Source organism: Hyphomonas sp. BRH_c22 (assembly GCF_000961795.1).
In the GTDB taxonomy this organism is placed as follows: Bacteria; Pseudomonadota; Alphaproteobacteria; order Caulobacterales; family Hyphomonadaceae; genus Hyphomonas.
This window is the reverse complement of the sequence record NZ_LADU01000086.1, coordinates 1-11,309: the sequence shown is the minus strand read 5'-3', so window position 1 is coordinate 11,309 and position 11,309 is coordinate 1. Positions and strand designations below refer to the sequence as shown.

Genomic DNA, 11,309 nt, shown 5'->3' with positions numbered 1-11,309 from the left:
CTCTCACTGATCGGTTGAATTGGAATTCATGAATCTGTTCGAGGACGCTTCGAGCGCATCGCGCACGTGTCCCCACCCTTTCCCGACCAGTTGGTCGGGGTGTTCCACGCCGCACGATTCCATCAGGACCCGCACCGCATGTTCGTCCAGCGAAACGGGCGACTCGCCGCCATTCTCGAAACGCAGCATCACCATGAGTTCAGCTTCGCCATCATGGGCTGCGGCAAGCTGAACACGACTGATGACGGCGCCGCTCATCTGTTGGCGAGCGGCGGCTCGACGAAGATCACATCGCTGGGAAGGATTGGATTGGCCGAGCCAGCCCGTCCCATTCCCGCCGCTGCGCGCATGAAGACATGCAGGTTCCAGCTTTGCAGCTGTGACACCGCCTGATCCTCGGCAACTCCGGGCAGCTCCCGGCCCGCAATTTCGGCCCAGGTGTCCCCCTCGAATGGGAGTATCGATTTTCGAACCCGTGAAAGGCCTTCGACCGCCATGACTGTTCCTCCAGATTATTGTTCTTATCTATCAAATTAGAACGCGTTCTAATTTTGTTGCAAGGCGTTCCCTTGGGGAACGGCCCGAAAATTCGGGACCATCCCGATCCGAGCATCGCCAGCTGCCTTTGGCGAATGGGGTGCGGCGGATGAGGGACACACCCTGCCAGACCGTTGACGCAACAGGCCAGCCCATGTCCACTGGCACACGTTGCTCACCACCTATCCCTGCCGCTGATGGACCCGCTCATGACCCGACACCCTTCGCTTCCAGGCCTTCCCGCCCAACCGGAATCAACACCCTGGCCAACAGTGGACTGGCCCGTCGCGCCTCTTGCGGACACGGTCGACGCAGCTCGCCTCAACGGCCTGCTCGATCTCGCCTTCAGCGATCCGGCCCCGGACATCATGGGCGAAACCCACGCCTTCCTTGCCGCCCACAAGGGCCGCATCGTCAGCGAACGCTATTGGCGCGGCCTCTCGGCCGACAGCACCTTCCCGTCATGGTCAGAGGCCAAGAGCATCACGCACGCACTGATCGGCATCCTCGTGCGCGACGGCCGGATCGACGTCCACGCGCCCGCCAATGTGCCCGAATGGCAGGGCGAAGACGATCCCCGCCGCCACATCACGCTCGACCAGCTTCTGCGCATGTCGAGCGGCCTGAAATTCGCGGAAGACTATGTCAACGCCGGCGTCTCCGATGTCATCGAGATGCTGTTCGGCGCGGGCAAGGACGACGTCGCCGGCTTCGCCGCAAACTTTCCGCTCGCGCACGCGCCCGGCACCGCCTGGAGCTATGCAAGCGGCACCTCGAACATTGTCGCCCGTTGCGCGGCCATCGCACTCGGCGCAACCGGCGATGCGTTCCGGTCCTGGATGTTCGACGAATTGTTCCACCCCATCGGCATCCAGTCGGCCCAACCGAAATTCGACGCGCAGGGCACCTTCATCGGCTCATCTTTCTGCTACGCGACGGCGCGCGACTTCGCCCGCTTCGGCCTGCTCTACATGCGTGATGGTGCGTGGGAAGGGCAGCGCATCCTGCCCGAAGGCTGGGTCGACTATGCCCGCACGCCAACCGCAACACCGCCCGGAGAACCACTTGGCTACGGCGCACACTGGTGGCTCGGCATGTGCGGCCTCGGCAGTTTCTCGGCCAATGGCTATCAGGGCCAGTACACGGTTCTCGTTCCTGAACTGGACCTGATCCTCGTGCGCCATGGCAATTCGATGGATGAGCAAGGCGACGAAGTCAGGCGCTGGCTGGCACGGGTCGCGGACTGCTTCCGCTAGTCGCTGGTCACGAACGCCCGCGCGCCATCTCGCGCGACACCTTGTCGGCAATCATGATGGTTGGCGTATTCGTATTACCGGACACAATCGTCGGCATCACCGACGCATCAATGACCCGCAAGCCGTCAACCCCGTGCACTTTCAGATTCCCGTCAACCACAGCCAACGTATCATCCGCCTTGCCCATCCGCGCCGTCCCGACCGGGTGAAAAATCGTTGTGCCGATATCGCCCGCAGCTTTCGCCAGCGCGGCATCGTCATCGCCGACTGCGGGGCCGGGCAGAAACTCCTCAGGATGGAAGCGCGCCACCGCAGGCTGTGACATCAGCCTGCGCGTCAGACGTATCGCATCCGCCGCGACGGACCGGTCCTGCTCCGTTGCCAGGTAATTCGGATTGATCCGGGGCTTCGCGTCCACTTCAGGCGAGACAATCACGACTTCCCCGCGTGACGTTGGCCGCAAATTGCAGGCGCTTGCCGTTATCGCCGCAAAGCGGTGCAGCGGGTCGCCGAACCTGTCCAGCGAAAGGGGCTGGATGTGGAATTCCAGATTGGCCCTGTCCTGCCCGCTATCCGAACGCGCGAAAATGCCAAGCTGAGATGGCGCCATGGTCAGCGCGCCACGCCGCCGCGCAATATAGTCCAGCCCCATGCCAGCACGTCCGATCACGGAATGATAACTCTCATTGAGCGTTCTGGATCCGGTCACGCGAAACACTGCGCGCTGCTGCAAATGGTCCTGCAGGTTCCTGCCTACGCCTTGCCTGTCTATCACCGGCGCCACGCCTGCAGCTGCCAGCCATTCTGATGGCCCGATGCCAGAGCGATGCAGAATCTGCACCGATCCGATTGCCCCCGCGCAAAGGATCACCTCGCCCTTGGCCATCGCGCGCTGCGGGGCGCCGTTGCGCAAATAGTCGATGCCTCTTGCGCGCCCATTCGCCATGACCAGACGATCCGCAAGGCACCCGGTTTCGATACGCAGGTTCGGCCTGCGCGCCACCGGCTTCAGGAAGCCGCGCGCCGCTGACCATCGCAGGCCGCGCTTCTGGTTGACGTGGAAATACCCCGCCCCCTCATTGTCGCCTGTGTTGAAATCATCCGTTGCCGGAACGCCCATCTGCGCGGCCGCCTCGCGCACAGCGTCCAGTATGTCCCATCGCACACGCGGATACTCGACACGCCACTCGCCGCCCGCGCCGTGATGGTCCGTCTCGCCCAGAAAATGATCCTCAATCCGCCTGAACACCGGCAGCACGTCAGACCAGCCCCATCCGGGCATGCCCAGATCACGCCAGTGATCATAATCCGCAGCCTGTCCCCGCATCGAGATCATCGCATTGATCGCCGACGATCCGCCAAGCACCTTGCCGCGCGGATAGGACAGTTTGCGGCCGTTAAGGCCCGGCTCCTCGACGGTCTCGAACATCCAGTCGGCGCGCGGATTACCGATCGCGAACAGGTATCCGACCGGGATGTGGAACCAGATCCAGTTGTCTTTACCGCCAGCTTCCAGCAGCAGGACACGCTTGCGCGGGTCGGCCGACAGCCGGTTGGCGACAACACATCCAGCAGATCCCGCCCCGATGACGATATAGTCGTATTCGCCGTCAATCAGATCGGGAGCAGGCAAGGTTTGGATCCTCAGTGTGGGTGATCTGCCTACATCACGCGCCCGCCTGGCGCCAGACGCACAGCGAGGTCAGCTCGCAATCCGTCCCGCCAGCCGCGCATCGGCGCGAATCCGGTTCAGCACGACGCCAATCACGCGCCCGCCCCGGCTCTCGATGGCAAATTGCGCCTCCGCAACCTCCTCCGCCCCCGTCACTTCGGCCTGCACGACCAGAACAATGCCGTCGACTTCGCTTGCCACATCAAGCGCCACGTCTGACCGGTCGAGTGCAGGTGAGTCCACGACAATCCAGTCGGTCGACCGCCGCAAGGCCTTCCACCAGCCGGGTTCAGAGCGTAGATGCGCGCGCTGGCCCGCCGCGAGGCGCTCAGTCCGGAACCTAGTGACCAGAAGGCGCGTCCCGGTCACAGGACACGCCGTCAGCAATTTGCTGCTGCCGCCCGTGCCCGCTGGCTGCAGCGCATAGATGGGCGCACATCCGAGCGACGCATCATAGGCCCGTCCCGGCCGCGCCAGTTTGCCCACAAAGCCCCTGTCAAAGGCTTGGTGCGCGGCGTTGTGCATCAGATCGAGGTCCACCAGCCAGGCCGTTCGCGTCGCGTGCTCTGCGGCCATCAGTGCAAAGGAGGCCGCCATGCTGCTCGTGCCTTCTCCCGTGCGCGCGGCAACGAACATGATGCTGCGGGCGCCCTGCGCCGGCCGCAACCGCGTCGCAACACTCCACAGCGTAGCCAGATCCGCTCGCAAATCACGCATCCCGCGTCAAACCTCCCGAACCGTCGCAAGCACGGGAAGATCGAGCGTGCGCTCAACCGACCGCCGCGTCGCGAAACCTGTTTGCGTCAGCGCCTTCAACAGCCCGGCGATCAGCCCCGCAAGGCAGGCCAGCACGAAGGCCAGCCCCGCCATGATCGACTGTGTCGGCACAGGCTCGACCGGAAGGCTCGCCGGCTCCAGAACCTTGATGCCGTCAAGGCGCGCGCGCCCTGGCACTTCGCCCCGCCCGGCAGCGGCCAGCAGTTCGCCTTCCAGTATGTCGCGCTTGCGAATTAGCTCGCCATAGCGCGGTGCGAGAGTGGCCAGTTCGGCCTGACGCGCCTCAAGGCCCGCAACCTGCTCCGCCAGTCCGGCCTGCCTGTCACTCAGCGCCGCCGCTTGCGCCCGCAGCGCGTCAGTCATCGACAGCATCTGCTCGTAACGCGGGTTGGGTCCTGTCCGCACGGTCCCGACGGGGCCGTCCAGCGTCGCGATGAAGGCCTGAATGCGTGCGATGCGCCGGTCCATGTCCAGCACTTCCTGCGATCCCGGAAAATGATCCACCAGCAGGGCTTCACGCTGCAGTTTCAGATCGAGCAGCCTCTGCGCGGTTGAATCCTCCACGAACAATTCCTGCTGTGGCCGGATTGATTTCAATTGCGTGCGATAGGCCGCCAGCTGGCTCTCGGCCTGCTGCAACTGCGACCCGGTTTCCTGCAAGTCCTGGCGCGCCGCCTGGTACAGCGCATTCACGGCATTGCGCTCGGATTCAAGGTTTCCGATCTGCTGCGTCTCGAGGAAGCTGCCGAGGGCCGTTTCGGCTTCCAACAACCGCGTTTCCATATCCGTACGGTCAATACCTGGCGCGGACGCCTCCGGTGTCGCGAGCAGTTGCGTGCGATAGGCAAGATAGGCGCCGATCAGCGCGTTCAGCACTTCGGCCGATGTCTCCGCATCCTCGTTGCGATACCGTACAGCAATGACCGGCGCGCGCGACGCGGCCGAGACATGAAAATCACGCCTCATGGCCTCGATGCACAGCTGGCGGCACTCCGCCGCGAGCCGCCGGAGTCCCTCGGCATCACCGCGCACGGTACGGCTGCGCGTTTCACACGTCTCATTTATCTCTGGATACAGCCGCGACATCGGAAACCGGTCGAGAACGCGCTCAATAACCACCGGGCTGCGCAGGAATGCCAGTTCAGGCTGCACGAGCATGTCATGGTTGGCCGCCCCTGCGGGCGCAACCATCAGGCGGGCGCGCGATTCAAACTGGACTGGACGCGACAGGGCGGCGGCGAGGCCCAGCGCAAGCACCGGCACGAATACCAGCAGCATCAGCCACTTCGCCCGCCAGAACTGCACAATCAGGTCCGCAGGCCCCAGGCGCGGCCGCGACGCGGATACCCGCATCATGCCACGTCCCGCCGGTTCTCGGTTGGGGGCCTCGGAAACGGGCATGTCGATTGCGGCTCCTCACAGCGCGTGAGGAATCAGGATCGCATACCGGCGTTTGACAATTCATTAAGCTTAATCGCCAGCCGGAACCGACGCATCCGCCCCCGGTCCGGCCGCAAAAGCCTAGTTCATCAGCTTGAGCCATTCGCGCGCCGACTGGAGCGCCTGCTTGACTTCATCCGAGCTCATCATGCCGGCCAGTTCAGCGCGCTGAATCTTGGCGTCTTCCGAACCGCGCAGAGCGGCCAGGTTGAACCATTTGTGCGCGGCAATCAGGTCCACATCCACGTTCAGTCCGGTCGCATAGACCAGTCCTGCCTGGTAAAGTTCCTCCGGGGCCGAATCCGGTCCCAGCATGGCTGCGAGGTCGATAGCGTAATCTGCAAAGGGCATTGTCTTGTTCCTGTTTCACCTTGCCGTCGCATCGCCGGGATCATTCCCGTGTCCTGCTCTGGCAACCACCACCCGCCTTGTCCGGCGATGGATGCAGAGTGCCGTCAGAGATTTGCGTTATGGTTAACACCAGCCCCTCCCAAGAGGCAGTGCGTTAACGCGCGGCCGCACCTGGTTAACCTGCGGTGGAAAGCCGGGCCGGAATGCCAATCAATCCCTAAATCGCCACCCGGGACACTGAAGCGCAGCGGGGTTCAGCGGAAAGGCCTTTTCGCTCCGGCCGCAATCTGGCAAACCAGTTCCATGACCGAGTATTTCAAACCGATCCCCTATGCGCTCTGGCGCGATGACAAGGCCGCCTTTGCCGAGGCGCTGGGACAATCCTTCCGCGAGACAGGCTTCGCCGTGATCTCCGGCCACCCGGTTGACCAGCGCGTCATTGACGAAAACCTGCGCGTTACCAAGGCCTTCTTCGCCATGCCTGACCTGGCGAAACTGGCCTATGACGGCCGTGAAGGCGGCGGACAGCGCGGCTACACCGCCTTCGCCACCGAGAATGCCAAGGGCGCCGCCAAGGCCGACCTCAAGGAATTCTGGCACACCGGCCGCCTCCTGCCGCCGGGCTCGCCCTATCGCGAAACCATGGCCGACACGCCAAGCGTCAAGGAAATCCCGGAATTCGATCACGCCACCCGCGCGCTTTACGACGCCTTGGACGAAATGGGCCGGAATCTCCTGCGCGCCATCGCCCTTCACCTCGGCCTTGACGAGATGTGGTTCGAAGACCGCGTCGAGATGGGCAATTCCATCCTCCGCCTCCTCCACTACCCGCCACAGGAAAACCCGCCGCCGGAAGGCACCGTCCGCGCCGGCGCGCATGAAGACATCAATGTCATCACCCTCCTGCTTGGCGCCGAGGAGGCTGGCCTTGAGGTCAAGCACCGCTCCGGCGAATGGCTCGCCGTGAACCCGCCGCCCGATGCCCTGGTCATTAATTGCGGCGACATGCTGCAGCGTCTCACTGCCGGCGTGCTGCCCTCGACCACGCACCGCGTCGTCAACCCGTCGCCCGAGCGCGCCAAGTTCCCGCGCTACTCGACGCCCTTTTTCCTGCACTTCAACCAGGATGTCGTGATCGAGGCCCTGCCCCAGTGTGTGGCCGAAGGCGGCAAGGCCGAACCGCCGATCACCGCGCAGGACTATCTCATGGAACGCCTCCGCGAGATTGGCCTCGTGAAGGCCTGACCCCGCGCCACCCCTTGCCTCGCCGCCGCATTGCGCATGAATAGGCGCCACAGCTCACCAGAAGCTGGCGGCAAGGCAGGAGGAACGCATGTTCAACAACACGGAATGGCTCGCGCAGGTCCGCGAGGACATTATCGACCCCGATCGCGAGATCGTTGATCCCCACCATCACCTCTGGCCAAAGCCCCACCTCAGCTACGACCTTGAGGAACTCTGGTCCGACACCGAAGACGGCCACAATGTCGCCCAGACCGTGTTCATGGAGTGCGGCTCCGCCTATCGCCATGACGGGCCCGACCGCCTGAAACCCATTGGTGAAACGGAATTCGTGGCGGCCGCGGCCGCCCGCTCTGCCGCCGCTCCGGACAAGGCCACGATTGCCGGCATTGTCGGCCATGCCGACCTGCGCGGCGCCAGCCTCGACGAAGTGCTAGACGCCCATGTCGCGGCTGGCAATGGGCTGTTCCGCGGCATCCGTCACGCAGGTTCCTTTGATCCCCACAAGGACATCTTCTCGATCCCCGGCCGCGCGCCGGAAGGCCTCTACCGCGACACGGATTTCCGCCGCGGCGTCGCGCGCCTTGGCCAGCGCAACTTCACCTATGATACCTGGAACTACCACCACCAGATCCTCGACTTCGCCGATCTCGCCCGCGCCGTGCCGGAGACGACCATGGTGCTCGACCATTTCGGCACGCCCATCGGCGTCGGCCCCTATGCCGGCAAGCGCGAAGAGATTTTCGCCCAGTGGAAAGACGACATCGCCGTTGTTGCCGAGAACAAGAATGTCTTCGCCAAGCTCGGCGGCCTGGCCATGCCCGACAATGGCTTTGGCTGGAACACGCGCGCCACGCCGCCGACATCCGACGAATTCGTCGCGGCGCAGGCCCGCTATTATCACCACGCCATCAAATGTTTCGGTCCGGAGCGCTGCATGTTCGAAAGCAACTTCCCGGTCGACCGCCTGTCGATCAGCTATCATGTCCTCTGGAACGGCCTGAAGAAGATCGCGGCTGATTATTCTGAGGCCGACCAGATCGCCATGTTCAGCGGAACCGCCCGCAAGGTCTACCGGCTGGACGCCTGAAGCCAGTCCGCCGCGCCCTCGCCCGCAGCCTTGCCCGTGGCGAGGCAGGCGGTGATGAGATAGCCGCCCGTGGGCGCGTCCCAGTCAATCATCTCACCGGCGCAGAACACGCCAGGCAGGCCGCGCAGCATCAGCGCATCATCCAGCGCCGCCCACGCCACGCCGCCCGTGGTCGAGATCGCCTCGTCCAGCGGCGCCGTTCCGGTAATCCGGATCGGCACGGCCTTAATAAGGCGCGCCAGCGCCCCCGTCTCGCCCGGCAGTGCCCCGCCGGCCGCCTCATGCAGCAGCGCCAGCTTCACGCCAGACAGGCCGAGGCTCTTGCGCAAATGATTGGCCATGGATTGCTTGCCCCTTGGCCGCGCAAGTTTGCCGGCAATCACTGGCAAGTCCGTATCCGGCAACAGGTCCACGAACAGCGTCGCTGCGCCTGCCCGCTGCAGCTCATCCACCAGCGCCGCTGACAGCGTGTAGATACCGCCGCTCTCAACCCCGCGCTGCGTAATCACGAATTCCGACCGGGTCTCCACCCCATCCGCCGACAAACGAACCGCCTTCACCGGCGCACCGGCAAACTTCTTCCGCATGTGATCCGACCAGTCGACAAGGAACCCACAATTCGATGGCCCGAACGGCGCAAGCGCAATCCCCTTCGCGTCCAGCAGCGGCGCCCACGCACCATCCGACCCCAGACGTTTCCAGCTCGCCCCGCCCAGCGCCAGCACCGTCACATCCGGCCTCGCCGTCACTTCCCCCTCCGGCGTCCCGAACAAAAGCGCCCCGCTCCCGTCCCATCCCTGCCATCGATGGCGCGCATGCAACGCCGCCCCGGCCGCCTGCAACCGCACCAGCCACGCGCGCAGCAGCGGCGAAGCTTTCATCGTTTCCGGAAACACCCGCCCCGTCGGCCCGGTATGCGCGGCAATGCCCAGCGCCGCCATCCAGTCTGTGATCTCGCCCGGCCCGAACGCCCGCACCATATCCTGCAGCCGCGCATCGCCCCGATAGCGCGACAGGAAAGCCTCACGGTCTTCTGCATGGCTGATATTCAGCCCGCTCTTGCCCGCCATCAGGAACTTGCGCCCGAAACTCGGCATCGAGTCATAAATATCGGCAGCCACGCCCCGCGCCACCAAGGCCTCGGCCGCCATCAGCCCGGCCGGTCCGGCGCCAATGACGGCAGCGCGCAACTATATCAGTCCGGCGAGAGGGCTGCTCGGATCGGCATACATCTTCTTCGGCATGCGCCCCGCAAGATATCCCTCGCGCCCGGCAATCACGGCATGTTTCATCGCGCTCGCCATCAGGATCGGATCCCTCGCCGCCGCGATCGCGGTGTTCATCAGCACACCGTCACAGCCAAGCTCCATCGCGATGGCCGCATCCGAGGGCGTTCCCACACCTGCATCGACAATGACAGGCACACGCGTCTGCTCGACAATCAGGCGGATATTTACCGGGTTCATGATGCCAAGGCCCGATCCGATCAGGCTGCCCAGCGGCATGATCGCGCAGCACCCGGCCTCCTCCAGCATTTTCGCGTAAACCGGATCGTCCGAGCAATAGACCATCACCTCGAACCCGTCCGCGATCAGTGCCTTCGCCGCGATCAGCGTCTCGGGCATGTTCGGGTAGAGCGTCTTCTGGTCGGCCAGCACTTCCAGCTTCACCAGGTTCCAGCCGCCAGCTTCCCGCGCCAGGCGCAGCGTCCGCACCGCCTCATCGGCCGTGTAGCAGCCGGCCGTGTTCGGCAGGTAAGTGAACTCGTCCGGCTTGACGAAATCCGTAAGTATCTCCTTGCCGGGGTCCGACAGGTTCACCCGGCGCAGTGCCACGGTGACAATCTCTGCCCCCGCCGCCCGTGCCGCATCTGCATTCTGCTGGTAATTCGCATATTTGCCGGTCCCGACAATGAGACGGGAGGAATAGGATTTTCCGGCAATCGTCAAAGGTGTGTCAGTCATGTCCGCTGATCTGGCCGCCTTGCTCCCGCCCGTCAACTCCCCACCGCCTGTCACCCGCCCCCCACAAACTGCACAAGTTCCAGCCGGTCGCCCTCTTCCAGCACGGTAAAGGCATGTTCGGACTTCGGTACGATCTCCAGATTGCGCTCCACGGCGATCCCGCGCGGGTCACGCCCGGTGGCCTCTGACAGCTCTTCCAGCAGCATTGACAGGGTCGTGCCCTGGTTAACCTGCCGTGGCTCGCCATTCAGGATGATCTGCATGTCTGCGGCCTCCAATTCAAAGCCCCCTTGCCTTGCCGGGCGTTCCAGAGCAAGACGGGGCCCATGTCAAAACCGATATATGTTCTCGGTGGGCCAAACCTCAACCTGCTCGGTACGCGCGAGCCGGAGATCTACGGCCACGAAACACTCGAAGATATCCATGCCCGCCTGCGCACACTCTGCGGCAGCGTGCCCTTGGAGGCGCGCCAGACCAATCATGAGGGCGAACTGGTGGATTGGGTACAGGAAGCCTCCCGTGAAGGGTCGGCCGTCATTCTCAATGCTGGCGCCTATACACATACATCTGTGGCCTTGCATGACGCCCTGAGGGCCTGCAAGGTGCCGGTGATTGAAGTGCACTTGTCGAATCCGGCGGCGCGCGAGGCTTTCCGCCATGTGAATTATGTTGCACCTGTTGCAAAAGCGACGATTGCGGGCCTCGGCGCGTATGGTTATGAGCTTGCGCTTCTGGCAGCCAAGTCCCTGACGGGCCAAGGAGATATTTAGCGTCCCATGAGCACTGCGAAGACGAAACTCGATACCGGCCTCGTCCGGGAACTGGCCGCCATCCTGCGGGAAGCCGATCTCGGCGAAGTCGAAATCGAACATGAAGGCCTGCGTATCCGCGTAAGCAAGCCTGCAGCGCCCGTGATGCAGACGGCCCACTACGCCGCCGCGCCTGCCCCAGCCGCGCCAGCAGCGCCTTCGGCCGCCCCC

13 protein-coding genes and 1 pseudogene are annotated in these 11,309 nt (G+C 63.9%); 5 read left to right on the top strand and 9 right to left on the bottom strand.

Annotated elements, in window-relative coordinates; genetic code table 11:
* Window positions 1–3: 3 nt before the first annotated feature.
* Both VR74_RS11100 and VR74_RS11095 read right to left on the bottom strand, forming a co-directional pair.
* On the bottom strand, window positions 4–258 hold the full coding sequence (locus VR74_RS11100; protein WP_045696791.1) for a hypothetical protein: 255 nt from the start codon (window positions 256–258) through the stop codon (window positions 4–6).
* Complete coding sequence (locus VR74_RS11095; RefSeq protein WP_045696789.1) at window positions 255–497, bottom strand: hypothetical protein; 243 nt, start codon at window positions 495–497, stop codon at window positions 255–257. The genes VR74_RS11100 and VR74_RS11095 overlap by 4 nt, the downstream gene beginning before the upstream one ends.
* Window positions 498–746: 249 nt before the next feature.
* Between VR74_RS11095 and VR74_RS11090 the strand changes: the two genes are divergently transcribed.
* Window positions 747–1,793 carry a serine hydrolase gene (locus VR74_RS11090; RefSeq protein WP_299950214.1) on the top strand — a complete coding sequence of 349 codons (1,047 nt, stop codon included), beginning with the start codon at window positions 747–749 and terminating at the stop codon, window positions 1,791–1,793.
* 7 nt (window positions 1,794–1,800) lie between these two features.
* Here the strand turns inward: VR74_RS11090 and VR74_RS11085 are convergent, their stop codons facing one another.
* The 4 genes from VR74_RS11085 to VR74_RS11070 form a co-directional block, all read right to left on the bottom strand.
* Window positions 1,801–3,426: a GMC family oxidoreductase N-terminal domain-containing protein gene (locus tag VR74_RS11085; protein ID WP_299950212.1), complete on the bottom strand. Its 1,626-nt coding sequence runs from the start codon at window positions 3,424–3,426 to the stop codon at window positions 1,801–1,803.
* A 69-nt stretch (window positions 3,427–3,495) separates the two neighbouring features.
* Window positions 3,496–4,182 carry a hypothetical protein gene (locus tag VR74_RS11080; protein WP_045696788.1) on the bottom strand — a complete coding sequence of 229 codons (687 nt, stop codon included), beginning with the start codon at window positions 4,180–4,182 and terminating at the stop codon, window positions 3,496–3,498.
* 6 nt (window positions 4,183–4,188) lie between these two features.
* Window positions 4,189–5,643: a hypothetical protein gene (locus VR74_RS11075; RefSeq protein ID WP_045696787.1), complete on the bottom strand. Its 1,455-nt coding sequence runs from the start codon at window positions 5,641–5,643 to the stop codon at window positions 4,189–4,191.
* A gap of 120 nt (window positions 5,644–5,763) precedes the next feature.
* On the bottom strand, window positions 5,764–6,033 hold the full coding sequence (locus VR74_RS11070) for a hypothetical protein (RefSeq protein ID WP_045696786.1): 270 nt from the start codon (window positions 6,031–6,033) through the stop codon (window positions 5,764–5,766).
* A gap of 303 nt (window positions 6,034–6,336) precedes the next feature.
* Between VR74_RS11070 and VR74_RS11065 the strand changes: the two genes are divergently transcribed.
* Together VR74_RS11065 and VR74_RS11060 are read left to right on the top strand one after the other, a co-directional pair.
* Window positions 6,337–7,278, top strand: coding sequence for a 2OG-Fe(II) oxygenase family protein (locus tag VR74_RS11065; protein WP_045696784.1), 942 nt, complete (start codon window positions 6,337–6,339; stop codon window positions 7,276–7,278).
* Window positions 7,279–7,366: 88 nt separating this feature from the next.
* Window positions 7,367–8,365 (top strand): amidohydrolase family protein, encoded by a 999-nt coding sequence (locus VR74_RS11060; RefSeq protein ID WP_045696782.1) that lies wholly within the window; start codon window positions 7,367–7,369, stop codon window positions 8,363–8,365.
* Here VR74_RS11060 and VR74_RS11055 read toward each other — a convergent pair.
* Genes VR74_RS11055 through thiS form a run of 3 tightly spaced genes read right to left on the bottom strand, consistent with a single transcriptional unit; the run spans window position 8,347 to window position 10,592 of the window.
* Window positions 8,347–9,555, bottom strand: a complete 1,209-nt coding sequence (locus tag VR74_RS11055; RefSeq protein WP_299950210.1) for a TIGR03862 family flavoprotein — start codon at window positions 9,553–9,555, stop codon at window positions 8,347–8,349. The genes VR74_RS11060 and VR74_RS11055 overlap by 19 nt on opposite strands.
* Complete coding sequence (locus tag VR74_RS11050) at window positions 9,556–10,329, bottom strand: thiazole synthase (protein ID WP_045696780.1); 774 nt, start codon at window positions 10,327–10,329, stop codon at window positions 9,556–9,558.
* Window positions 10,330–10,379: 50 nt separating this feature from the next.
* Window positions 10,380–10,592: a sulfur carrier protein ThiS gene (gene thiS, locus VR74_RS11045; RefSeq protein ID WP_045696778.1), complete on the bottom strand. Its 213-nt coding sequence runs from the start codon at window positions 10,590–10,592 to the stop codon at window positions 10,380–10,382.
* A 63-nt stretch (window positions 10,593–10,655) separates the two neighbouring features.
* Between thiS and aroQ the strand changes: the two genes are divergently transcribed.
* Both aroQ and VR74_RS11035 read left to right on the top strand, forming a co-directional pair.
* The gene (gene aroQ / locus VR74_RS11040) at window positions 10,656–11,099 is read left to right on the top strand and encodes a type II 3-dehydroquinate dehydratase (protein WP_045696776.1); all 444 of its coding nucleotides are present in this window, start codon (window positions 10,656–10,658) and stop codon (window positions 11,097–11,099) included.
* Between the two features lie 6 nt (window positions 11,100–11,105).
* Window positions 11,106–11,309: pseudogene (locus tag VR74_RS11035) on the top strand (acetyl-CoA carboxylase, biotin carboxyl carrier protein); the annotation flags it as partial.